The 24,922-nt window shown below is 50.1% G+C and carries 22 protein-coding genes; 14 read left to right on the top strand and 8 right to left on the bottom strand.

Annotated features, from left to right (window positions below; translation table 11 throughout):
- Nucleotides 1–3 precede the first annotated feature (3 nt).
- Together psrA and FH974_RS10355 are read right to left on the bottom strand one after the other, a co-directional pair.
- Nucleotides 4–678, bottom strand: a complete 675-nt coding sequence (psrA, locus tag FH974_RS10350) for a TetR family transcriptional repressor PsrA (protein WP_047884082.1) — start codon at nt 676–678, stop codon at nt 4–6.
- A 1,168-nt stretch (nt 679–1,846) separates the two neighbouring features.
- A complete protein-coding gene (locus tag FH974_RS10355; RefSeq protein WP_047884081.1) occupies nt 1,847–2,659 on the bottom strand; it encodes an SDR family oxidoreductase in 813 nt (270 codons plus the stop codon).
- A 430-nt stretch (nt 2,660–3,089) separates the two neighbouring features.
- On the opposite strand from FH974_RS10355, the gene FH974_RS10360 reads away from it, so the two are divergent.
- Both FH974_RS10360 and pyk read left to right on the top strand, forming a co-directional pair.
- A complete protein-coding gene (locus FH974_RS10360) occupies nt 3,090–3,944 on the top strand; it encodes a MurR/RpiR family transcriptional regulator (RefSeq protein ID WP_047884080.1) in 855 nt (284 codons plus the stop codon).
- Nucleotides 3,945–4,414: 470 nt separating this feature from the next.
- Nucleotides 4,415–5,860, top strand: a complete 1,446-nt coding sequence (pyk, locus tag FH974_RS10365) for a pyruvate kinase (RefSeq protein ID WP_047884079.1) — start codon at nt 4,415–4,417, stop codon at nt 5,858–5,860.
- Between the two features lie 139 nt (nt 5,861–5,999).
- On the opposite strand, the gene FH974_RS10370 is transcribed toward pyk, so the two are convergent.
- Entirely contained in the window at nt 6,000–6,446 is a 447-nt protein-coding gene (locus FH974_RS10370) for an outer membrane lipoprotein (protein WP_373689511.1), read from the bottom strand.
- Between the two features lie 145 nt (nt 6,447–6,591).
- Between FH974_RS10370 and aat the strand changes: the two genes are divergently transcribed.
- The 6 genes from aat to speB all read left to right on the top strand — a co-directional run bounded on the left by aat (nt 6,592) and on the right by speB (nt 12,048).
- The gene (gene aat, locus FH974_RS10375) at nt 6,592–7,308 is read left to right on the top strand and encodes a leucyl/phenylalanyl-tRNA--protein transferase (RefSeq protein ID WP_047884077.1); all 717 of its coding nucleotides are present in this window, start codon (nt 6,592–6,594) and stop codon (nt 7,306–7,308) included.
- The gene (locus FH974_RS10380) at nt 7,305–8,012 is read left to right on the top strand and encodes an arginyltransferase (protein WP_047884076.1); all 708 of its coding nucleotides are present in this window, start codon (nt 7,305–7,307) and stop codon (nt 8,010–8,012) included. The genes aat and FH974_RS10380 overlap by 4 nt, the downstream gene beginning before the upstream one ends.
- 182 nt (nt 8,013–8,194) lie before the next feature.
- The gene (gene infA / locus FH974_RS10385; RefSeq protein WP_005298441.1) at nt 8,195–8,413 is read left to right on the top strand and encodes a translation initiation factor IF-1; all 219 of its coding nucleotides are present in this window, start codon (nt 8,195–8,197) and stop codon (nt 8,411–8,413) included.
- A 296-nt stretch (nt 8,414–8,709) separates the two neighbouring features.
- Nucleotides 8,710–8,892, top strand: a complete 183-nt coding sequence (locus tag FH974_RS10390; RefSeq protein ID WP_146149658.1) for a hypothetical protein — start codon at nt 8,710–8,712, stop codon at nt 8,890–8,892.
- A 130-nt stretch (nt 8,893–9,022) separates the two neighbouring features.
- Nucleotides 9,023–10,945: a biosynthetic arginine decarboxylase gene (gene speA, locus FH974_RS10395; RefSeq protein ID WP_047884075.1), complete on the top strand. Its 1,923-nt coding sequence runs from the start codon at nt 9,023–9,025 to the stop codon at nt 10,943–10,945.
- A 173-nt stretch (nt 10,946–11,118) separates the two neighbouring features.
- Entirely contained in the window at nt 11,119–12,048 is a 930-nt protein-coding gene (gene speB, locus FH974_RS10400; RefSeq protein WP_047884218.1) for an agmatinase, read from the top strand.
- Between the two features lie 114 nt (nt 12,049–12,162).
- Here the strand turns inward: speB and clpA are convergent, their stop codons facing one another.
- Both clpA and clpS read right to left on the bottom strand, forming a co-directional pair.
- The gene (clpA, locus tag FH974_RS10405) at nt 12,163–14,427 is read right to left on the bottom strand and encodes an ATP-dependent Clp protease ATP-binding subunit ClpA (protein ID WP_047884074.1); all 2,265 of its coding nucleotides are present in this window, start codon (nt 14,425–14,427) and stop codon (nt 12,163–12,165) included.
- Nucleotides 14,428–14,475: 48 nt separating this feature from the next.
- Nucleotides 14,476–14,796 carry an ATP-dependent Clp protease adapter ClpS gene (gene clpS, locus FH974_RS10410; protein WP_047884073.1) on the bottom strand — a complete coding sequence of 107 codons (321 nt, stop codon included), beginning with the start codon at nt 14,794–14,796 and terminating at the stop codon, nt 14,476–14,478.
- A gap of 485 nt (nt 14,797–15,281) precedes the next feature.
- Here clpS and cspD point away from each other — a divergent pair, with 485 nt between their 5' ends.
- Nucleotides 15,282–15,503, top strand: a complete 222-nt coding sequence (gene cspD, locus FH974_RS10415; protein WP_047884072.1) for a cold shock domain-containing protein CspD — start codon at nt 15,282–15,284, stop codon at nt 15,501–15,503.
- A gap of 409 nt (nt 15,504–15,912) precedes the next feature.
- Here cspD and icd read toward each other — a convergent pair whose 3' ends face one another.
- Nucleotides 15,913–17,163: an NADP-dependent isocitrate dehydrogenase gene (icd, locus tag FH974_RS10420; protein WP_047884071.1), complete on the bottom strand. Its 1,251-nt coding sequence runs from the start codon at nt 17,161–17,163 to the stop codon at nt 15,913–15,915.
- 141 nt (nt 17,164–17,304) lie between these two features.
- On the opposite strand from icd, the gene rluE reads away from it, so the two are divergent.
- From rluE to FH974_RS10445, 5 genes are all read left to right on the top strand, one after another.
- Nucleotides 17,305–17,937 carry a 23S rRNA pseudouridine(2457) synthase RluE gene (rluE, locus tag FH974_RS10425; protein WP_047884070.1) on the top strand — a complete coding sequence of 211 codons (633 nt, stop codon included), beginning with the start codon at nt 17,305–17,307 and terminating at the stop codon, nt 17,935–17,937.
- Nucleotides 17,938–18,289: 352 nt separating this feature from the next.
- Nucleotides 18,290–19,399 (top strand): tRNA 2-thiouridine(34) synthase MnmA, encoded by a 1,110-nt coding sequence (gene mnmA / locus FH974_RS10430; protein ID WP_047884069.1) that lies wholly within the window; start codon nt 18,290–18,292, stop codon nt 19,397–19,399.
- Nucleotides 19,400–19,413: 14 nt separating this feature from the next.
- Nucleotides 19,414–20,031: a high frequency lysogenization protein HflD gene (gene hflD / locus FH974_RS10435; RefSeq protein WP_047884068.1), complete on the top strand. Its 618-nt coding sequence runs from the start codon at nt 19,414–19,416 to the stop codon at nt 20,029–20,031.
- A gap of 160 nt (nt 20,032–20,191) precedes the next feature.
- The gene (gene purB, locus FH974_RS10440) at nt 20,192–21,559 is read left to right on the top strand and encodes an adenylosuccinate lyase (protein ID WP_047884067.1); all 1,368 of its coding nucleotides are present in this window, start codon (nt 20,192–20,194) and stop codon (nt 21,557–21,559) included.
- Between the two features lie 118 nt (nt 21,560–21,677).
- Nucleotides 21,678–22,811, top strand: a complete 1,134-nt coding sequence (locus FH974_RS10445) for a ribosomal protein uL16 3-hydroxylase (RefSeq protein WP_047884066.1) — start codon at nt 21,678–21,680, stop codon at nt 22,809–22,811.
- Nucleotides 22,812–22,894: 83 nt separating this feature from the next.
- On the opposite strand, the gene oppF is transcribed toward FH974_RS10445, so the two are convergent.
- Together oppF and oppD are read right to left on the bottom strand one after the other, a co-directional pair.
- Nucleotides 22,895–23,884: a murein tripeptide/oligopeptide ABC transporter ATP binding protein OppF gene (gene oppF / locus FH974_RS10450; RefSeq protein WP_047884065.1), complete on the bottom strand. Its 990-nt coding sequence runs from the start codon at nt 23,882–23,884 to the stop codon at nt 22,895–22,897.
- Nucleotides 23,884–24,849 carry an ABC transporter ATP-binding protein gene (oppD, locus tag FH974_RS10455; RefSeq protein ID WP_047884064.1) on the bottom strand — a complete coding sequence of 322 codons (966 nt, stop codon included), beginning with the start codon at nt 24,847–24,849 and terminating at the stop codon, nt 23,884–23,886. The genes oppF and oppD overlap by 1 nt, the downstream gene beginning before the upstream one ends.
- Between the last annotated feature and the right edge of the window lie 73 nt (nt 24,850–24,922).

Below are 24,922 nucleotides of genomic sequence, written 5' to 3' on the forward strand. Positions count from 1 at the left end.
CATCTATTGTGTTCCTGTCGGCTCTTCACGCAGTAGTGAGAGCGGTTGTTCTATTGGGGCTGCAACACCTGCTGCCAGATACGGCACCAGACGTTCAACTAAATCCTGGGTACTGATTTGTCGTGAAAAGTCATTTTCCGCGATTTCACACAACGCGGTAGACGATGCCATTGTGAACACCGTCGCCCCCAGCGTGAAGTGCAGTCGCCAGAACAAGGTTTCCGGATCCAGCGATGGGTTTGCCCGGCAAACCGCCGTGGTAAACAGTTTCAGTACCTTGTCGTATCGCGTCACAATGAACCAGCGTAAGTGGCCCTGAACATCGGTATAGCCTCGCCCCAGCAAGGACATAAAGATGGTGGCGCCATTGATGCGAAAATCGTTTAATGACAGCAGCGGTGATTTCACACAGCAGAAGACATCGAACATTGAAAAGTCATCACGTGTAAGAAGCACTTCCAGTTCCGCCTGCAAAGCCGGCATAAAAGCTTCCAGGTATCGACTTAATACAGCCCTGACCAGCGTCTTCTTGTCACCATAGTGGTAATTCACTGATGCCAGATTCACTCCGGCTTTGCTGGTAATGGTGCGCAGTGAGGTATCTTTGAAACCGTGCTCGGCAAACAACAATTCAGCAGCGTCCAGAATGCGTGCCTTGGTTTCTCCCTTTCCAGCCATACTCAGTCACCCGTATTAAACACATGTTTAAACTTTACATCTCGTAAACATTTTTAACAAGCGTTAAATGAGTCTCCCACCTCTGTGATACGTTTTTCGCCAACTTCAGTGTGAAAGGTGTGAAGGTGATCATTCTTCACTTCACTGTCTCACGAGACAGATCCCATCTCAGCCAGTGACCTGTTGTCACCTGCGAATGACGTAAGAATGCGGAATTCAAGAAAAAATGAGAAATTTTGAAAAAAGTTGGAACAAAGCGCAGAAAAGCGGGTCATAACTAGTGCCACTGCTTTTTCTTAGAAGACATTCTTCGAAGCCCGTCTCCCCCATGGAGATGGGTTTTTTTATGGCTGCGATTCAGGCCCGAAGAAGCAGATTTCAGAAGGAAAGAATGATAGTTCGGGCTGCCAGCAAAAAGCTTCCTTAAGCCACTTTCATAAAATCAACAAGTTAAAAAATATTTCGAATTTTTTCATTTCGACGCGGAACAAACGGGTTTTCCCCGAGTCATATATAGTGACATTAAGATTAAAGGTTTTCTTTGTTAGCTGGCCGCCAAACATGCCTTCTTCATCTTTAATCTGACAATGCCACTGCTGCTAAACTCCTAATTGTGTATAAAGCTTTGCCCACTGAATTTCAGTGGGCTTTTTTTTGCCGGTTTGACTCGTTCTGGTTATTCCGTCTTCAACTGAAATATCAGCTTCCTTAAACCTTCTCTTGCCTTCGCCCAAAAGCATGAGACACACGCTAAAAGACAGACTTCAGCCGCATTTGCTACCTGTCGCGCTTTGATACCTGTCGCGCATCTCGCGGGTTCCATCATTGGCTTTTTCTTCATCGCTGAAAAATTTTTTAAAATTTTTGGAACCTTTCGAATTAGCGCCAGTCTTAACTAGTGACATTCATAATTAAAGAGGCGATTCAGCCATTGTGTTGGGCTTCTTTAATTCGATGCCACTGCTGCTAACTCCTAATTGTGTAAAGTGTTCATCCCGCTAGCTTGTTTTAGCGGGATTTTTTTTGCCTGTGCATACCGAATCACTCCAGCTTCACTTCACCCTTTGCCATGATAGTTTTTGCTACTGCAACTTTTGCAACAGTAATTTTTGCGCCAAGCTGGCCAAGCGGGCCAAGCGGGCCAAGCGGGCCAAGCAAGGTTCTGGCATCAAAGCTCGGGCGTCATCGCCATAAGGTCCGCATGCTGTATCGTTAAACCCAGCTTGGCGCAGGTTGCCGAAGCATCAATCCACTTCGCCTGACGATCTTCCCAAGGTTGAAAATGGGGTACCGGCAAGCCAGCCCGCTCAGCCATCTGGCAGTAATACGCTTCCCGGGTTGGGTGCTGCGGTGCTGCGAGGTGTAATACTTCGCCACCCGGCCACGTTTTAATAATCAAACAAATCGCTTCGATAACATCATCCAGGTGAATCAGGTTAACCGGATCCCCCCCGTTCACGATAGCCTCGCGCCCAGCCAGAAACTTGATTGGATGCCGATTGGGTCCAATCAAACCGGCTGGTCGTAACACAACGGCCCGACTTCCCCATTCAGTAAACAGTTTTTCTTCCAATTGCACATGCGCATGTCCTGATGCCGTATCGGGCTGCACAGGCGTCGATTCAGTCACCTGCCCTGAAACATTTCCATAGACCCCGGTCGTACTGATAAACAACACACGCTGACAACCTGACTGTTGCGCCTGCTGCAATAACGCAGAGATATTATTTACAAACGCCGGTACCGCTCCTTCCTGGCGCCCCGGCGGTACGTTAATAACCAATACGTCGGTATTAAGAAAATCCGATAAGGAAGCAGGCTCCCCCGGCAACGATAACCTGACCGGTGTAATTCCTTTACGACTCAGTTCAGCGCAGCCATCTTCTGTCCGGCGGCTTCCCCACACATTCATCCCGTCCCGTTTTAATCGCTCGGCTAAGGGAGTCCCCAACCAACCACAACCACATACACTGATTTTCATTTTATTGATCTTCTCCCTACTTCCCTACTGATGTTAGGTGCCGATTTTCCATCACGGATGGTTCGTCGGCATCCCCACCTACAGCGGCAACAAACTCGGTTTAGTCATAACTTTTTCTATTGGCAAACACTATACAACCAGCCTCATACCTATGCTCAGCTGATTTTTTTCATCCTGTAAATTAATTCCTGACACATGAAAATAAACAACAAAAAACCACCGAAAGCGTGTTCAAAACGGTAATTTCCCCTAAAAAACTTTTCAGTTCTGAAAGGGAAACTTCGATCCCTGTCAAACTATAATAAAAAGAAGCAGCAATATTCATGGATTTGCTAGGAGTGGATCCATGAAAAGTAGTATAGTTTCAACAAAATGGCTTAATCTGATTCAGTAAGCCAGTAACGAAATTCAGTAACGAGCGGTAACCGCCATGAATACCCTAGAAAAAATCCAGAAAAACCTTGATAACTTCAGCAAGTCTGAGCGTAAAGTCGCTGAGGTTATCCTTGCCTCGCCACAAACCGCTATCCACTCGAGCATTGCCACTCTGGCCAAAATGGCGGATGTCAGTGAGCCGACCGTAAACCGTTTCTGCCGTCGGCTGGACACGAAAGGCTTTCCTGATTTTAAACTGCACTTGGCACAGAGCCTGGCCAACGGCACGCCATATGTTAACCGCAATGTCGAAGAAGACGATGGCCCGGATGCCTATACCTCAAAGATTTTTGAATCTACGATGGCATGCCTGGATGTGGCAAAAAATAGTCTGGATCCGATGCAAATCAATCGTGCGGTTGATCTGCTGACACAAGCGAAGAAAATTTCTTTCTTCGGACTGGGGGCATCGGCGTCTGTCGCACATGATGCGCAGAATAAGTTCTTCCGCTTCAATATTCCGATTGTGTGCTTTGATGACATCGTCATGCAGCGCATGAGCGTGATCAACTGTACCGACGGTGATGTCGTCGTAATGATTTCTCACACCGGCCGCACGAAGAGCCTGGTAGAAGTCGCGCGTATGGCCCGTGAGAACGGCGCTACAGTGATCGGCATTACTGCAAAAGACTCTCCGTTGGATCGCGAATGTTCGCTTTCTATCTGCCTGGATGTGCCGGAAGACACTGACATTTATATGCCAATGGCAAGCCGTGTCGTACAGATGACAGTCATTGATGTACTGGCGACCGGGTTTACCCTACGCCGTGGTGCCGGGTTCCGAGAAAACCTCAAGCGCGTGAAAGAGTCTCTGAAAGATTCTCGCTTTACCAAAGAAGGCATGATGTAAGCCATCTCGCACAAAAAGCACGGCACTGACCGTGCTTTTTTCTGCCCGGATTTCGACCGCGACACCACTGCAATAATCGCTACAAAACACTCTGTAACAAACGCCGTAAAATGCGCTGCCGCAAAACGTATCAGCTACGTACACGCTCTCCGCATGCGGCTGTCATCAGTATGACAATGGCTTCGACTAAACTGATTACAAGTGAAAAGCCATAAGCTGAGCAACCTGCTTCCCAGCCTGTTTGTGACAGCGAATAATTATGACTCAACTTTCACAAAGCGTGGAATTACTCGCAAAAATGTGAAATTTCATTCAATTACATGACAATATTCTGTTCTTTTCTTTCATTTTGTTGATGGAGAGCAGCTTATCTCCAGCCCAAGTGTAGTAAAGTTTCAATCACCTCAATGAGGCAGACAATCCGAACGGATATGCTTCATTGGCTTGCAACGATACAGATGGAGTTTCAAATGTCTGAAAGGCTAAGACGTACTAAAATCGTAACGACCCTGGGTCCTGCTACCGACCGCGATAATAACCTGGAAAAAATTATTGCCGCCGGCGCAAATGTCGTCCGCATGAACTTCTCTCATGGCAGTCCGGAAGATCATATCCAACGCACCAAAACCGTACGTGAAATTGCCGCCAAACTTGGAAAGCACGTCGCTATTCTGGGTGACCTGCAAGGCCCGAAAATCCGCGTATCCACATTCAAAGACGGTAAAATCCAACTGGCCATCGGCGACCTGTTCACACTCGACAGTGACTTGCCAAAAGGCGAAGGTAACCAGCAGGCTGTTGGCCTGGACTATAAAGAGCTGCCGAAAGATGTTGAGCCAGGCGATATCCTGCTGCTTGACGACGGCCGCGTACAGTTGAAAGTTCTCTCTGTTGAAGGCAACAAGGTACACACGGAAGTCACCGTTGGTGGCCCACTGTCCAACAACAAAGGGATCAACAAAAAAGGCGGTGGCCTTTCTGCCGCCGCGCTGACTGATAAAGACAAAGCCGATATCCTGACCGCAGCCAAAATGGGTGTGGACTACCTGGCAGTATCTTTCCCGCGTAACGGCGAAGACATGAAATATGCCCGCCGTCTGGCCATGGATGCGGGTCTGGAAGCCAAGCTGGTCGCCAAAGTAGAGCGAGCTGAAGCGGTTGCAACCGATGAAGCAATGGATGACATCATTATGGCATCTGATGCCGTCATGGTTGCCCGTGGTGACCTCGGGGTCGAAATTGGTGACCCTGAGCTGGTTGGCGTTCAGAAGAAACTGATTCGTCGCGCCCGTAGCCTGAACCGCACCGTGATCACTGCAACCCAAATGATGGAATCCATGATCACCAGCCCGATGCCAACCCGTGCCGAAGTCATGGACGTGGCGAATGCCGTGCTTGATGGAACCGATGCCGTGATGCTTTCTGCCGAAACCGCAGCCGGTGACTTCCCGGTTGAAACGGTAACCGCAATGGCTAACGTGTGTCTGGGTGCGGAAAAAGAGCCAAGCATCAACATCTCTAACCACCGAATGACTCGTACTTTCGACTGCGCAGAAGAAACCATTGCGATGTCGACCATGTACGCGGCAAACCACATGCAAGGCGTCAAAGCCATGATTGCGATGACAGAGTCAGGCCGTACGCCGCTGATGATGTCACGTATTTCTTCCGGTCTGCCGATTTTCGCGATGTCACGTAATGAAAGCACTCTGAATCGTGCGGCTCTGTACCGTGGCGTAACACCGGTTTACTTCGATCGCGACAGCGATGCCGGTCTGGAAGCCGCCAAGCATGCGGTTGCGGTTCTGAAAGAGAACGGTTTCCTGAGCTGCGGCGATCTGGTCATCATCACCCAGGGTGATGTGATGGATACCATTGGTTCAACCAACAACATGCGTATCCTGACCGTCGACTAACAGTCGTCAACCAGACACAATCAGGGCGGCCCAAAAGCCGCCCTTTTTTATTGCTGGCACTAAATAATTGATAGTGCGATGCAGGTATAAATTGATGTATGGGAGCGATAATCAATACTCGCGATTACCCAAGCCCCTCTCAGGGATAGGTTTTATCCACCCGAACCCCATTGTCGAAATACAGGATTCGTACTCCATCCCCACGCTGAAACAACATGTCGGTATCCACATCCTGAATCACATCCACCAATTTACCCTCTTCTGTTTTAATCAGCAGTTCGACCAGTCGGTACTCCACAACATGGCGCTCAGGCTGGCGGTAATGCGCGATGCCCGCCCCGGTAACAGCCCCTATCGCAGTAGCGACTTCACGACCGGTTCCACCGCCAAACTGGTTGCCGATCAGGCCGCCAATTACGCCCCCCAGCAAGGTTTCCCAGCCATTGCGGTGGGACTCCAGGACTTCCTGCTGAGTTATGTACCGCACATTATCTACGTCTCCGAACACCACTTTATTCACGGCCCGCGCTTCATTACGCTGATATGGGCCCGCTTGGGCGAACAGGGGTAGAATTAGTAATAACATGAACCACTTTCTCAATTTATAATCCCCTGATAAAAAGGCGATAACCGCCAAAGATTGAAGTGCATATGATTTTAACCCGTCCAGCTGCCGGTCGTATATCTGATACCAGTCAACGCCCGCCAGGTGAGCTATTTTTAGTGTAATTATGGCAATTTATCTCCCGGAGCTTGATCCGGTCAATACTGATTTTCCGTCACCTGAGACTGCGCTGGCCGATCCTAACGGCTTGCTGGCCTTTGGCGGTGACCTGCGTCCTGAACGTTTACTGGCGGCATACCGACAAGGGATCTTCCCGTGGTTTTCCGAAGGTGAACCTCTGCTCTGGTGGAGCCCGTCGCCACGAGCCGTGTTTCTGCCACAGTATTTTCGCCCGAGCAAAAGCCTGCGGAAATTTTTCCGAAAGTCCGGTTATCAGGTCACCCTGAATCAGGCCTGCCACGATGTGATTCGCCTGTGTGCTGAATCACGCGGGGCTGATGAAACCTGGATCACGCCGGAGATGATCTGTGCCTACCAGGCAATGCATGACCTCGGATACTGCCACTCGGTCGAGGTCTGGCGTGAAAACGGCGAACTCGTCGGCGGATTCTACGGAATTGGCATAGGTGGCATCTTTTGCGGAGAATCGATGTTTTCTCTGGCTGACAACGCATCCAAAATCGCGCTCTGGTTTTTCTGCCAGCACTTTGACCTGCATGGCGGACAGCTTATTGACTGTCAGATGATGAACAACCACCTTGCATCATTAGGCGCCGTCGAGATGGAGCGTCCTCTGTTCATGCAGTTTCTCAGTCAACAAAGGGATGCCATACTGAAGTATGGTTGTTACGAGCCACAAACCTTAGCAGTACCCGAATCATGACCAGTTATCAATCGATGTCATTACGTATCGGGGTAACACCGGAGTCCCCCTGTAACTACCTACCGGAAGAGACAGAACAGCTGGGCGTGGTGATGGACCATCACTGGCTAACACCGGAAGGCTACGCTCTGTTACTGGCGTCGGGTTATCGCCGCAGCGGCACGGCTGTGTATAAGCCCATGTGTCAGCACTGTACGGCCTGTACCCCATTGCGAGTGGACTGCCAGCGGTTTACCCCGTCTCGCAGCCAGAAGCGTCAGCAGAATCAAATGAGAAAGCTGCGCTGGGAATTTAAACCCAACCTCGATCCGGGTTGGTTCGAACTGTATGCGCGCTACATTAACCAGCGCCATGCTGACGGCAGCATGTTTCCGCCGAACAAGAAACAGTTTTTTGAGTTCTGTACTGCCCCTTGGATGAATACCCTGTTTCTGCATGGGTATGACGGTGATAGGCTGATTGCAGTAGCAATTACGGATGTGCTGGACGATGCACTGAGTGCGGTATACAGCTTTTTTGATCCGGCATCGCCACTGTCACTGGGCACGCTCTGCGTCCTTTATCAGATTCACTACTGCCAGCTGACGGAGCGTTCCTGGCTGTATCCCGGCTATCAGATTGATGCCTGTAAAGCGATGAATTACAAAATACGGTTTCAGCCTTACGAACTGCTGAAAAACAACCGCTGGCAGTCAGGCGAGTAAAAAAGCGGCTGTTTTATTCACCAGTACCGGCATTGACCTGCGATTAATTCGTTTAAATGCATCTCAGTAGCTGACAAAGGTTTACTGCGCAGGTAAAATTGCGGCCTAAACTTTACACTTAACCAGTTTCAAGGCAACATCCGGCCCGATCAGAAGAATGGCTGGTAGCCTAAGAGGATTCAATGGCAAAAGAAGACGTAATTGAAATGCAAGGCACTGTACTGGATACACTGCCTAACACTATGTTCCGCGTAGAGCTGGAAAACGGTCACGTTGTGACTGCACACATCTCTGGCAAAATGCGTAAAAACTACATCCGTATTCTTACTGGTGATAAGGTAACTGTGGAACTGACTCCATACGACCTGACCAAAGGCCGCATCGTCTTCCGCGCCCGTTAATCTTGCCAATCCAAGATAACAGAATACAAATAAAACCCGGCCTTAGGCCGGGTTTTATTTTTTCAGTCCCACCAAATCGCAGACACGGCGCGCTCAGCCCTTCAAGCACGGCTTCTTATCAGTTCGATAAAACAATTTGCTCAAGTTCTGAAAATCATTTTATTTGCCTCAGGGGCAGAACGGTTGTCTAATCGCGCTGCACCCAACCGCGTACGACCGAGGTGTAAACGGGGACCCTCCCTTTTTATCTGTCATACCGTGAAATCTGTCAGCAGCACGGCCGTTTAGGAATGACAATGAAACCTCTCGCAATCAATGATTATCAGGCCGAGTTACACCTGATTACACTTTGCGATATCGCAGCTCATATTCGCCCTCAGAACAAATCGCTGGAGTCGACGCTTACGTCAAGCCGTCGCAAAAGAAAAATGGCCCTGAGACGACCAGCTAAAACTCCGATGACGACACCAAGCGTCTAACCACGATTTCTCCGGCGTCTTACACGCTGGGTCTATTTATTTCCGGTGCTTGCCTTTTCTGAATATTGGCGGGCGGCTTTGTTACGCCCGTTCGCTGCGGCATGCCCCGTATAAACACTGAGGATTTACTATGAGTGATTGGTCAATCGACAATGCTCGCGACATTTACAACACGCCTTACTGGGGTCAGGGCTACTTTGATATTAATGCTGAAGGTGACGTTACCGTCAGCCCAGATGTCTCCAACCCTAATAACAGGATTGCCCTTTCCGCACTGGCTGACGATCTGATCGCTCAGGGCGCCTCGCTGCCGGTTCTGGTTCGTTTTCCGGAAATCCTGCACCACCGGGTAGACAGCCTGTGTGCGACATTCAATAACGCCATCGCAGACTATGGCTACGATGGCCAGTACCTTGCTGTTTACCCAATTAAAGTGAACCAGCAAGAAGCCGTAGTCAGTGAAATTCTGGCCAGCCAGTATGCCAAACAACAGCGTCAGCTGGGTTTGGAAGCCGGCAGCAAGCCAGAACTGATGGCTGTACTGGCGATGGCGCATCAGGCCAGTTCGGTGATTGTGTGCAACGGCTACAAAGACCGCGAATACATCCGTCTGGCGCTGATTGGCGAAAAGCTGGGGCACGAAGTGTATATCGTGCTGGAAAAACTGTCTGAGCTGGAGACCGTGATTCAACAAGCGGCAGAGCTGGGTGTTCGCCCTCGCCTGGGCCTGCGCGCACGTCTGACGGCTCAGAGCAAAGGCAAATGGGAAGCCAGTGGTGGCGAAAAATCCAAATTCGGTCTGTCTGCCTCTCAGGTACTGACCGTGATGAATAAGCTGCGCGAAAGCAACATGCTGGATTGCCTGCAACTGCTGCATTTTCACTTAGGGTCTCAGATTGCCAATATCCGCGACGTTCGTAACGGCGTCAGTGAAGCCGGTCGTGTATATGCCGAGCTGTACCGTCTGGGTGCTGGCATCACCACGGTGGATGTCGGCGGTGGCCTGGCCGTCGATTACGAAGGCACACGTAGCCAGAACAGTTGTTCCATGAACTACAGCCTGCGTGAATATGCGAACAACGTGGTCTACACCATTGGCGATATCTGTAAAGAATATGGCATTGCCATGCCGCGCATTATTTCGGAGTCAGGCCGAAACCTGACAGCGCATCATGCGGTACTGATCAGTGACGTTATTGGTGTTGAAAGTTATAAACCGGAAGCGGCCATTGCCCCGCCGGAATCTGCCCCTCAGCTGCTGCTGAACATGTGGCGATCCTGGCTGGAACTGAGCACCCTGACGGATCACCGTTCACTGATTGAGATTTATCATGACAATCAGAACGATTTGGCGGAAGCGCATACTCAGTTTTCAATGGGCATGCTCACCTTCGAAGAACGTGCATGGGCTGAACAAATCAGCCTGCGCCTGAGCTTTGAGCTGCAAAAGCGCCTGTCGCCGAAAAACCGTGCCCATCGTCCGTTGCTGGACGAACTGCAGGAGCGCTTTGCCGATAAGTTCTTTGTGAACTTTTCGCTGTTCCAGTCTCTGCCAGATGCCTGGGGTATCGAGCAAATTTTTCCGGTGCTGCCACTCAGCCACCTGGACAAAGAGCCTGAGCAGCGTGCTGTGATTATGGACATCACCTGTGATTCTGACGGCGCGATTGACCAGTATGTCGAAGGACAGGGTATCGAAAGTACTCTGGCGGTCCCAAGCTGGAGCGATGAAACGCCATACCGGATGGGTTTCTTCCTGGTTGGCGCTTACCAAGAAATTCTGGGCGATATGCACAACCTGTTCGGCGATACCGATACCGCCGTAGTGCGCTGCCAGCCTGAGGGCGGGTATCATATCGAGCACATTGACCGCGGCGACAGCGTGGGTGATGTACTGCGATACGTTCACCTCGATGCGGCAACTTTCCTGCGTCAGTACGAGGAAATGGTCGCGAAGTATCTGCCACCGTCAGAGCACAGTGGTATTCTGGCTGAGCTGGCAGAAGGCCTGCAGGGCTACACTTACCTTGAAGATATTCGAGGCTGCCGATAAATCACGGTTCGCCGCCCGCCAGAAGTCTGATGACAATGGCGGGCGGCGAATCCATCAATTTTGAACGCCTTTCCTCACGCGACGCTGACGAATTGATAGTGACATATCAATACCGACGCACAGTGGAGGACAACAACTTGAAAAAAGACACTGATTCTCAGGAGAGCACTGCATTGTCAAATAACGCGCTAGCGACCCTTGCTAACTACCCGGATTATTCACTGTACGCCAATGCCTTCGGCTTTTTGCGTCAACCGCTGAATTTCACCCCACATACGTCTGACGCTGATGTAGTCATCACCGGTGTTCCGTTTGATATGGCGACAACCGGTCGCTCTGGCAGCCGCATGGGGCCAGGTGCAATTCGTCAGGTTTCCACCAATCTGGCATGGGAAGGCAAACGCTGGCCGTGGACTTTTTCTCTGACCGACAAAATCCGCATTGCCGATTGTGGCGATTTGGTGTTCGACAGCGGTGACGCCGCACAAATGTGTGAGCGCCTGGAAAAACATGCCACCAGCCTGATAGAACACGGTAAAACCCTGCTGACGTTTGGTGGCGATCATTTCGTGACGCTGCCGCTGCTACGGGCACACGCCAAAAAGTACGGCAAAATGGCACTGATCCACTTTGATGCTCATACCGACACTTATCATTTGGGCAGCCAGTATGATCACGGCACCATGTTCTACCATGCGCCGAAAGAGGGCCTCATTGACCCGCATCACTCCATCCAGATTGGTATCCGTACCGAGTACAGCAACAAGCTGGGCTTCAATGTTCTGGATGCGGCAAGTGCAAATGATCAGTCCGTTGAACAGATTGTCGAGAACATCAAACAGACCGTGGGTGACTTACCGGTTTACCTGACTTTTGACATTGACTGCCTGGATCCGGCATTTGCACCGGGCACCGGCACTCCGGTATGTGGCGGTCTGACTTCAGACAAAGCGCTGAAAATCATCCGTGGCCTGCAAGGGATCAACCTGATTGGGATGGATGTCGTGGAAGTGGCACCAGCCTACGACCATGCGGAAATCACAGCGTTAGCAGCCGCAACACTTGCTGTTGACCTGCTGCACCTGTGGGCATCCGAGCGTTAATCAATACCAAGTGATCACGCTCAAACAGCATGATAGCGATAAAAAATAACCGCCTAAAGGCGGTTATTTTATTTCTACAGTTAACTGAACAAGACGTGCCCTTGGTTCAGTCTATCAGTGCGCCGGTTCGACCTGACTGCTGAACAGGAATTCCAGCTGGTCATTGACCAGATCAACCCGTACAGAGCCACCGTTAATCAACTCACCAAACAACAGCTCATTGGCCATTGGTTTTTTCAGGTTGTCCTGAATCACACGCGCCATCGGACGCGCACCCATCGCCTTGTCATAACCTTTGTTTGCCAGCCATTCACGGGCTGCCGACGAAACTTCCATCGACACACCACGAGCATCCAGCTGCGCCTGAAGTTCAACAATGAACTTGTCGACCACCTGAGAGATAACCTCTTTTTCAAGATGGTTAAACCAGATAATGCTATCCAGACGGTTACGGAATTCCGGCGTAAAGACACGCTTGATTTCCGACATCGCGTCGTGGCTGTGATCCTGTTGGATCAAACCGATCGACTTACGCACAGTTTCAGTCACACCGGCGTTGGTGGTCATTACCAGAATCACATTGCGGAAATCCGCCTTACGGCCGTTGTTATCCGTCAGCGTACCGTTGTCCATCACCTGCAACAGCAGGTTAAATACGTCAGGGTGTGCTTTTTCAATCTCATCCAGCAGTACAACTGAGTGAGGATGTTTAATCACGGCATCGGTCAGCAAACCACCCTGGTCATAACCCACGTAACCCGGAGGCGCACCAATCAGACGGCTGACAGTGTGACGTTCCATGTACTCTGACATATCGAAACGCAGCAACTCAATACCCAGAGTACGTGCCAGCTGCACGGTTACTTCGGTTTTACCTACCCCGGTCGGGCCGGCAAACAGGAACGACCCCACAGGCTTGTTCTCGGCACCCAAACCAGCGCGGCTCAGCTTGATGGCTTCTGTCAGCGCATCAATCGCCGGATCCTGACCAAACACCAACATCTTCAGTTTCTTATCCAGCTTTTGCAGTACATCGCGGTCGCTGGAAGAGACTGATTTCTCAGGGATGCGAGCCATTTTGGCAATCATGGCTTCAATGTCACTGACATTAACGGTTTTCTTGCGCTTGCTCGCCGGAGCAAGACGACAACGCGCACCCGCTTCATCAATTACGTCAATTGCCTTGTCAGGCAGATGGCGTTCGTTGATGTATTTGGCCGACAGTTCAACAGCAGCACGGATGGCTTTGTTAGTAAATCGCACTTCATGGTGCGCTTCGTACTTCGGCTTCAGCCCCATCAGGATCTTCGTGGTGTCATCCAGCGATGGCTCAACAATATCAATCTTCTGGAAGCGGCGTGACAATGCGCGCTCTTTCTCAAAGATATTGCTGTATTCCTGGTAGGTGGTTGAACCCATACAACGAATCTTACCGCTGCTCAGCAGAGGTTTGATCAGGTTCGCCGCATCAACCTGTCCGCCAGACGCTGCCCCGGCACCGATAATGGTGTGGATTTCGTCGATGAACAGAATGGCATGATCTTCTTTTTCCAGTTGCTTCAGGATAGCTTTGAATCGCTTCTCAAAGTCACCGCGGTACTTAGTCCCGGCCAGCAGTGAGCCGATATCCAGAGAGTAAATCACACAGTCTTTGATAACCTCTGGCACCTGGCCTTCTACGATGCGCCAGGCCAGCCCTTCCGCAATGGCGGTTTTACCGACACCAGCTTCGCCTACCAGCAGAGGGTTGTTTTTACGGCGACGGCACAAGACCTGAACGGTACGTTCCAGTTCATTGTCACGACCAATCAGCGGGTCGACCCCACCGGCACGAGCCAGTTGGTTCAGGTTAGTGGCAAAGTTTTCCAGCTTATCTTCTGAGCTTTGTTCGCTGCGAGGGTCATCCCCGCCCACATCCGAACCATGAAGATCGTCGTTTCCACTGTCTTTCACAGTGCCATGAGAAATGAAGTTCACGACGTCAAGACGGCTGATGTCGCTTTTCTTCAGGAGGTATGCAGCGTGAGATTCCTGTTCGCTGAAAATCGCGACCAGAACATTCGCGCCAGTGACTTCACTGCGTCCGGAAGACTGAACGTGGAACACAGCACGTTGCAACACACGTTGGAAACTGAGTGTAGGCTGGGTTTCCCTGCTCTCGTCGTCCACCGGAATCAGTGGCGTAGTTTGCTCAATGAAGGAGTCCAGTTCTTTGCGCAGCGTATCCAGATCAGCACGGCAAGCCAGCAGTGCTTCCTGAGCAGATGCATTCTCCAACAACGCCAACAGCAGGTGCTCTACTGTCATAAATTCATGGCGCTTTTCCCTGGCGCGTGCAAATGCAGCGTTCAAGCTCGCTTCAAGTTCTTTATTTAGCATAAGGCACCTCCCCTAAATACCACTCAATTATGGCGTGCCGAAAAAAGCCTAAGCTTTTTCCATCGTACACAGTAGCGGATGTTCATGCTCCCTTGCATACATCATTACCTGAGCAACCTTGGTCTCGGCGACTTCGGCTGTGAAGGTGCCGCATACGGCCTTCCCTTCATAATGCACAGTTAGCATCAACTGTGTGGATTTCTCCAAATCCATGGAGAAGAACTTCTGTAACACTTCTATCACAAAATCCATCGGTGTGTAATCATCATTATTTAAAATTACTTTGTACATCGATGGGGGCTTAACCCGGGTTTCCTCGTCTTCCAGAATATCGGATTCCGGAACGATCCACTCGTATAACTTACTCATAACCTTAACTTACCAGTACGATAGGAATAGTCCACCAATAAACAACAACTTAAGCTAGGACTAAGTGTATGTGGCGATTTCGACCGCAGTTTTCCTATCACTATATTCAGACTAATGCACTCATTGTATTCCAGCAACTAAGAGATGACTACGATAATGCCGAAAAACCGCCAATAAGACGGTGACCTGACGCGGGAAAACCGCCTTAAAGGAGGGATATTTTACGACAGAAAATAGCGTACAGACTAATGACTGAGTTTTACTTCCTTTTCAGAGCTTTCAACTGCATTCATCGTCTTTTTTTTCACCAACTGGTATTTTATGAGATTGTTACAATATGCACTTGACTGTCTATATTTTTTTACTAGAGTGTAACTTGTAGTAGATACTCACTGCATCAAATTAGCATTAGTATGCAATGCATGATAAAAAGGATCGGCAAACTAATGCAAAATGGAACTTGAATGCACAGAAGGATGTATAGCATGGCAACAGGTACAGTTAAATGGTTCAACAACGCGAAAGGGTTTGGTTTCATCTGTCCGGAAACCGGTGAGGGTGACATCTTTGCGCACTATTCAACTATCCAAATGGACGGCTACCGGACACTCAAAGCGGGCCAGCAGGTCAACTACACTGTAGAGACGGGTCCAAAAGGTTTCCATGCAAAGGAAATAGTTCCGGTCCAACTCGACGCCGCGAAGTGACCTCGCAATTACAGTTCTCTATTCGGTACATGAAAGACAGGCCAAAGCCTGTCTTTTTTATTGTTCGGGTTTTCAGTGCTGGCGCCATCCGGACCCGGAGTTTTTTGCTATCTCATTCATCAGCACTGAAACTGACAAATGAATAATTATTAAATAACGGTGATCCTAATCCAATTATTTAAATTTAACATTATTTAAACAAAAAGCCCTATTTATACAGCTTTGCTGTTTATCTTTCCATTCATATGTCGCGCACTTTTCACACAGCCATTTACGCCAACTATTCACTCAAAGACTTATCACTCAAAAAAGAATCGCCGGCAAAATGCATAGACTGCGTTTCAGCAACGCCAATAAAAAAGCCCGGCATCAATGCCGGGCTTATTATGCTTATTACAAGATGTTCAGCTTACATTTGCTCAATCATGTCGTTGGCAAATTCAGAACACTTACGCAAAGTAGCACCTTCCATCAGACGCTCGAAGTCATAAGTCACAGTCTTGTTACGGATGGCAGCTTCCATTGACTCGATGATCAGGTCAGCAGCTTCTGTCCAACCCAGGTGACGCAGCATCATTTCAGCAGACAGGATCAGTGAACCTGGGTTTACTTTATCCTGACCCGCATACTTAGGTGCAGTACCGTGAGTCGCTTCGAACAGTGCAACGCCATCACCAATGTTTGCACCCGGTGCAATACCGATACCACCTACCTGCGCAGCCAGTGCATCAGAGATGTAGTCACCGTTCAGGTTCATGGTTGCAATCACATCGTACTCAGCCGGACGCAGCAGGATTTGCTGCAGGAATGCGTCAGCGATGCTGTCTTTGATGATGATTTCTTTGCCGGTCTTTGGATTTTTCAGAGTCATCCATGGACCACCGTCCAGCAGCTCTGCACCGAACTCTGCCGCCACTTCGTAACCCCAATCTTTGAAGGCACCTTCGGTGAACTTCATGATGTTACCTTTGTGAACGATAGTCAGTGAGTCACGATCGTTGTCGATAGTGTACTGAAGTGCTGCACGAATAAGGCGCTTAGTGCCTTCTTCAGAAATTGGTTTGATACCGATACCACACTGCTGAGGGAAACGGATCTTTGTTGCGCCCATTTCTTCTTTCAGGAATTTGATAACTTTATCAGCTTCTTCTGTACCCGCTTTGAATTCAACACCAGCGTAGATATCTTCTGAGTTTTCACGGTAGATAACCATGTCAGTCAGTTCTGGTTGTTTCAGAGGGCTTGGAACACCGTCGAAGTAACGTACAGGACGGGCACAGATGTACAGGTCCAGCTCCTGGCGCAGTGCAACGTTCAGAGAACGGATACCACCGCCAACTGGCGTAGTCAGAGGACCTTTAATAGCAACTTTGTATTCACGAATAAAATCTAGCGTCTCTTGCGGAAGCCAGGCATCTTCACCGTATACATGCGTTGATTTTTCACCAGTGTAGATTTCCATCCAGGAAATTTTACGATCACCGGCGTAAGCTTTAGCAACTGCGGCATCAACCACTTTAATCATGGCTGGGGTGACATCAACACCGATACCATCACCTTCAATGAATGGGATGATAGGGGTGTTAGGGACGACCAGTCTACCTTCAGAATCCAGGGTAATCTTCTGACCTTCAGCTGGTACAACTACTTTACTATCCATTTAAATCTCCTAGCGTCCATTTGTTATCTTTTTGTAAGATGCGCGCAAATAATACTTGAAAAAATATCGAAACGCCACTCAGCAATTTTTCGCGGTATAATAGGCAGGTCGATTATTTTACCCTTTTACAGCTCGCTAGTTATGAAGCCAAACACCTCAATGCGTCAACCTAAACGTTCCAATTTTGCGCGTCGACCATCAAGAAATGTTAATCGCCCTCGCCGTCCGCAAGGGCCACAGAAAATCATATTATTTAACAAACCTTATAACGTTTTAACTCAATTTACCGGTGAACCCGGCGATCAAACGCTGGCAGATTTTATCCCGGTGCGTGACGTTTACCCGGCAGGTCGGCTGGATAAAGACAGTGAAGGTTTGCTGGTTCTGACCAATGACGGCATTTTGCAGGCACGTCTGACCCAACCGTCCTCGAAGCAGCCAAAAACCTACTGGGTACAGGTAGAAGGAGAGCCGAGCGAAGATGCCCTGAACGAACTTCGCCACGGCGTCACATTGAAAGACGGTCCTACCCTGCCTGCGCAAATCGAGCGCATGACTGAACCGGGAATCTGGCCACGTAACCCGCCTATCCGGGAGCGGAAGAACATTCCGACAACTTGGTTAGCCATCACCCTAAAGGAAGGCCGTAATCGCCAGGTTCGTCGAATGACGGCTCATATCGGCCATCCGACCCTGCGCCTGATTCGCTATCGCATGGCTGACTGGACCGTCGATGATCTGGCTCCAGGCGAGTGGCGCGAAGTGTCACTTTAACAAAGTGTCTCGCTAATCTGCTGGCCGGGCTTTCATACGCCCGGTCATTTGCTTGAATTAGACAAAGAGCCAGCGTGACAAAAAAGGCCAATCACACGAGGATTTTGTGATTGGCTTTGCTGCCACACAACATTTCTTAGTTTTTTCCGCTATAAGGACGAAAAAAACTACACATTTCAAATTCACTCAACTATCATTGCCGCAACAAAAGCAAACGTTTGCGTCAGTGGGTTCTGAACCACTGATTTGAGTCCGTTAAATAATTAAAGTGTGATTCTGCTCTCGCTCTGTTTCGGTAAAAAGCTTTCTGTTAGAATCACGCTCTTAACTTTCTTAACGACTGAAGAGAATTATGTCAGATAACAGCCAGAAAAAAGTCATTGTCGGTATGTCCGGCGGCGTTGATTCCTCGGTGTCCGCTTACCTGCTGCTTCAACAGGGCTACCAGGTTGAAGGCCTGTTCATGAAGAACTGGGAAGAAGACGACAACGATGAATATTGCTCAGCAGCGGAAGATCTCGCTGATGCGCAAGCTGTATGTGACAAACTGGGTATCCCCCTGCACACCATCAACTTTGCCGCTGAATACTGGGACAATGTGTTTGAGTACTTCCTGGCAGAATACAAAGCAGGCCGGACACCGAACCCAGACATTCTTTGCAACAAAGAAATCAAATTCAAAGCATTTCTCGAGTTTGCCGACGAAGTGCTGGATGCCGACTACATCGCCATGGGTCACTACACCCGCCGCTCTTTCCCGGCTGAAGGTGAAAAAGTGCAGATGCTGCGCGGCGTCGACAATAACAAAGACCAAAGCTACTTCCTGTACACACTGAGCCACGAGCAAATCGCACGCAGCCTGTTCCCGGTTGGTGAACTGGAGAAAACAGAAGTACGCCGCATTGCAGAAGAGCAAGGTCTGGTTACCGCGAAGAAAAAAGATTCCACAGGTATCTGCTTCATCGGTGAGCGTAAATTCACTGAATTTCTGAGCAAGTACCTGCCAGCCCAGCCGGGTAAGATTGAAACGGCAGAAGGCAACGAAATCGGTGAGCACCAAGGGCTGATGTACCACACCCTGGGGCAGCGTAAAGGTCTGCACATCGGTGGCCAGAAAGGCGGCAACGGTAACGAAGATCCTTGGTACGTTGTCGACAAAGATGTAGAACGCAATGTACTGATCGTAGGCCAGGGTAAAGACCACCCTCGTCTGCAGTCTTTAGGCCTGATTGCCTCGCAGCTGCACTGGGTTGACCGTCAACCAATCCGTGAACCGCGCACTTGTACAGTGAAGACCCGTTACCGCCAGCAGGACATTCCTTGTACCGTTATCCCAGTGGATGATGAAACCATCAAGGTGATTTTTGATGAGCCGCAAATCGCGGTAACACCAGGCCAGTCTGCCGTTTTTTATGACGGTGAAATCTGCCTGGGTGGCGGGATTATCGAGAAGCGTATCTAAGGGAGTTGATACACGTGGCACACACTTTATATGACCGTACTATTGCATTCGCAGCTATTTGCCAGGCAGTAAAGCTTGTTCAGAAAGTCGCCCGTGACGGCCACTGTGATGATGACGCGCTGGAAGCGTGCCTGAACAGCATCATGGTGACTGACCCGTCCAATACCCTGGAAATCTACGGCCAGGAATCCAAACTTCGCCTGGGTCTGGAAGCACTGGTATCTGAAATTGACAATACACCGTCAGGCAATGAACTGACCCGCTATCTGGTCAGTATTATGGCTCTGGAACGCAAACTGGCCAGCCGCCGCGACAGTATGGCTCAGCTGGGTGATCGCATTGATACTGCGAAGCGTCAGATCGAACATTTCGAGCTGATGGAAGATCAGATGATCAGCAACCTGGCCAGTATTTACCTGGACATCATTAGCCCGCTGGGCCCGCGAATTCAGGTGACCGGTACCCCGGCACACCTGCAGCAGCAAAGTGTTCAGCATAAAGTCCGTGCCCTGCTTCTTGCCGCAATTCGTGCCGCAGTGCTGTGGCGTCAGGTTGGTGGTAAACGCCGCCACCTAATCTTTGGTCGGAAGCAGATGGTTGAGCAGGCGAAAATTCTGCTGGCTCGCAGCTAATCAACGACTCAAAAAGCAATACCGATTGCGATACAACAAAAAGCGTTAGGTCGCCCGTCGATTGGCGGCCTGAGATAAAAAAGTCCTGCTGAGTGCCATTCAGCTTGGCAGGACCCTCAGTTATACCTTGTTTAAACCTCAAAAATCAGGAGAGAGCAACATGGAACTGTCAGCATTGACTGCTGTTTCCCCGGTAGATGGCCGTTACGGAAGTAAAACGAGTGCCCTTCGCAGCATTTTCAGTGAATTTGGTCTGCTAAAGTACCGCACCATCGTTGAGATCCGCTGGCTGCAAAAACTGGCCGCTACTGATGCTATCGTGGAAGTTCCTGCGTTTAGTGATGAAGCCAATGCCTTCCTTGACCGCATTGCTGCTGAGTTCAGCGAAGAAGACGCAATGCGCATCAAAACCATTGAGCGCACGACCAACCACGATGTAAAAGCTGTTGAATACTTCCTGAAAGAAAAAGTTGCTGAAGTTCCTGAACTGCATGCAGTGAACGAGTTCATTCACTTTGCCTGTACGTCTGAAGATATCAACAACCTGTCACATGCCCTGATGCTGAGTGAAGCGCGCGCGCACGTGATGCTGCCGGAAGTGCGTAACGTCATCGATGCGATTAAAGGCCTGGCGGCTGAATACCGTGACGTACCGCTTCTGACTCGTACTCACGGTCAGCCGGCTTCTCCGTCGACCATGGGTAAAGAGATGGCTAACGTGGCGTACCGCATGGAGCGCCAGTTCAAGCAAATCGAAAACGTTGAAATCCTTGGTAAAATCAACGGTGCTGTTGGTAACTACAACGCACACCTGTCTGCGTACCCTGAAATTGACTGGCACCAGTACAGCGAAGAGTTCGTGACGTCTCTGGGTCTGACCTGGAACCCGTACACAACGCAGATCGAACCGCACGACTACATCGCAGAGCTGTTTGACGCCTTCGCGCGCTTCAACACCATCCTGCTGGACTTCGACCGTGACGTATGGGGCTACATTGCTCTGGGTCACTTCAAGCAGAAGACAATCGCTGGTGAAATCGGCTCTTCAACCATGCCGCACAAAGTTAACCCAATCGACTTTGAAAACTCTGAAGGCAACCTGGGTCTGGCCAATGCGATCTTTTCTCACCTGGCACAGAAACTACCGGTTTCTCGCTGGCAGCGTGACCTGACGGACTCTACTGTTCTGCGTAACCTGGGTGTTGGCTGTGGCTACGCGATCATCGCGTACACATCTACCCTGAAAGGTATCAGCAAGCTGGAAGTGAACCGCAGTGCACTGGAAGCTGAGCTGGACAAGAACTGGGAAGTACTGGCTGAGCCTATTCAGACAGTCATGCGTCGCTACGGCATTGAAAAACCTTACGAGAAGCTGAAAGAGCTGACCCGTGGTAAGCGTGTTGACGGCGAAGGCATGCGTAACTTCATCGATGGTCTGGAACTGCCAGAGCACGAGAAGGCACGCCTGAAAGAAATGACGCCAGCCAACTACATCGGTGCAGCAATCGAGCTGACTGACAAGCTGTAATCACGTCATACAAAAATTTATATTCAAGGCCAGCACGATGCTGGCCTTTTTCTTTCTACAATAAAACTACCGACATTCGGGTATACTACCCGCTTACACAGTCAGCTATATATCAGATATGTATCAACTCACCTTCTCAATGGATGAATTTCTGGCCGAATACTGGCAGAAAAAACCCACGATTATCAAAGGCGGCTTCAAGCATTTTATCGACCCGATCAGCCCGGATGAGCTGGCCGGTCTGGCGATGGAAGAAGAAGTCGACTCCCGTTACATTGCCCGTCAGGGAAAAGAGTGGGACGTGAAGCACGGGCCGCTCAGCTTTGACCATGTCCCGGAAGACAACTGGTCGTTTACCGTCCAGGCAGTTAACCACTGGCACGAAGGTGCAGCTCGCCTCGTCACACCTTTTCGGGCTCTGCCAGGTTGGCTGTTTGACGATTTGATGGTCAGCTATTCCACCCCGGGCGGCGGTGTCGGCCCTCATATCGATCAGTACGATGTGTTTATCGTACAAGGTTCCGGCAAACGTCACTGGCGGGTCGGACCGAAGAAAGATGACTATGAGGAAGAATTTGGTCATCCGGCCCTGCGCCATGTCAAAGGGTTTGATCCTATCATCGATGAAATTCTGGAAGCTGGCGATATTCTTTATATTCCGCCAGGTTTTCCGCATGACGGCTATGCCATTGAGACCGCGATGAGCTTCTCTATTGGTTTCCGTTCGCCGAAGAAACAGGAACTGCTGAGCAGTTTTGCCGATTATGTGATTGCGAATGATATTGGCGATGTGCATTACCACAACCCGAAACTGCATGCCCGCAAGGCCAGTGGTGCCATTCCGGCCAATGAATTTGCCGATCTGGAAGGGATGCTGCGCAGTCTGATGGATCACCCACAGCTAATGCGTCGCTGGCTGGGTGAACACCTGAGCAACAATCGCCATGATCTGGATGTGATTGCCGCAGAGCCACCATGGCAACAGGCGGAAATTTACCAGTTCCTGGAAAGCGGCGAAGCACTCAAGCGTCTTGGCGGCCTGCGAGCTTTCTATTACCCGGAGCAACCACATGTGGTCTTCATTAATGGTGAGACTTATGAATTACCTGAAGAGTGCGGTGTTGCGGCAACCTATTTGTGTGATGAAGAAAACATCACCCAAAACCTGCTCGGTAAACTGTTGGACCATCCGGCCTTTATTGCCCTGCTGACCCAGCTGGTCAATCAGGGATACTGGTACCCGGTTGAGTAAATAAAGACAGCTTAGCCTGCCGGATACAGGCATAAAAAAAGCGCGGCTTTGACGCCGCGCTTAAAGCCTGTCACAGGCTTGGATTAGTGAGCATGCAGACAAGACACAGCGTGAATGTCAGTGCCTTCCAGCTGTGGTTTTTTCTCTGCACAAGCCGCGGTGGCTACCGGACAACGTGTACGGAAAACACACCCCGACGGCGGGTTCATTGGGGATGGTAAGTCGCCTTCCAGCAACTGAATTTCTTTATTACGTTCGAGCTCCGGATCCGGAATCGGCACGGCTGACATCAGCGCTTTGGTATACGGGTGCTTAGGTTCGGTGAACAACGCATCCGCTTCTCCCATCTCCACCGCATTACCCAGATACATCACCATCACGCGATCAGAAATATGTTTCACCACTGACAAGTCGTGAGCGATGAAAATCAGACTCAGACCCATTTCTTTTTGCAGCGATTTCAGCAGGTTGACCACTTGCGCCTGAATCGACACGTCCAGAGCAGATACCGGTTCATCACAGATAATCAGCTTCGGCTTCAGAATCAGGGCGCGGGCAATACCAATACGCTGACACTGGCCACCGGAAAATTCGTGCGGGTAACGGTTAATCACGTTCGGCAGCAGGCCCACTTTCGCCATCATGGCTTTAACCTGTTGCTTTACATCATCAGAAGACAGTTCCGGGAAATACGCTTTTAGCGGCTCAGCAATGATTTCGCCAACCGTCATACGCGGGTTCAGCGATGCCAGTGGATCCTGGAAAATCATCTGAATGTCTTTACGCTTTTCACGCATTTCTTTGTGATTCAGCCGAGTCAGATCCTGGCCCAACCACACAACCTTACCGTCAGTCGCTTCCACCAGGCCAATGACGGCACGAGCAAAGGTCGATTTACCACAACCAGACTCGCCCACGACCCCCAGCGTTTCACCTTCGTAAAGGCGAATACCGACCCCATCCACGGCTTTCAGCTTGAGAGGTTTGGTCCACGGCCAGGCCGATTTCTGGGCAATATCAAAGTGAACTTTCAGATCTGTAATATCCAGCAGCAGGTTCTTTTGTACATCCATTACCATGTCCCCACATCAGAAAAACAAGCACGTAAGCGGCCATCGGCAAACGGTTCCAGCGCAGGCGCCTCCTGCGAACAGCGGCTGGATGCCCGGTGGCAACGCTCCTGATACGGACAGCCAACTGGCAGACGCAGCAGGTTTGGCGGGTTACCCGGGATTGTCGGCAGCTCTTCCCCTTCCGTATCCAGACGCGGGATCGCTTTTAGCAGGCCTTCGGTGTACGGGTGCGCCGGCTTATAGAAAATCTCATCGATTTTGCCGTACTCCATGGTACGTCCGGCATACATGACCAGCACTTTGTCACAACTACCGGCTACCACACCCAGATCGTGAGTGATCATAATGATCGCCGTATTAAAGTCGCTCTTCAGCTCGTTCAGCAGTTCCATGATCTGCGCCTGAACGGTCACGTCGAGAGCCGTAGTCGGCTCATCGGCAATCAGCAGTTTAGGACGACACAGCAGCGCCATAGCGATCATCACACGCTGACGCATACCGCCGGAAAACTCGTGCGGGTACATAGTGATACGCTTGCGGGCTTCAGGAATTTTCACCGCTTCCAGCATACGTACGCTTTCTTCAAACGCTTCTGCTTTACCCATCCCTTTGTGCAACATCAGGACTTCCATCAGCTGATCGCTGACTTTCATGTACGGGTTCAGGGAGGTCATCGGATCCTGGAAAATCATGGCGATTTGTTCTGCCCTGATCTTATTCAGCTCTTTTTCCGGCAGGTTCAGGATCTCACGGCCTTCAAATTTGGCACTGCCAGAGATCACGCCGTTTTTCGCTAGTAATCCCATGATAGCAAAGACGGTCTGGCTCTTACCTGAGCCTGATTCGCCAACAATACCCAGGGTTTCACCCTGTTTCAGAGAGAAGTTCAGATCGTTTACCGCGGTGACAATGCCATCCTGAGTCTTAAACTCTACGCGTAGATCTTTGACATCTAATAAGCTCATAATACTTCCTTATAACTCTTCACCTTCAGCCTGAACGGTCAAGTTAAGCCGTCAGGCCGACGGGCGTCTTATT

Origin of the sequence: Photobacterium ganghwense (assembly GCF_017329545.1) — a bacterium.
Lineage (GTDB): Bacteria > Pseudomonadota > Gammaproteobacteria > Enterobacterales > Vibrionaceae > Photobacterium > Photobacterium ganghwense.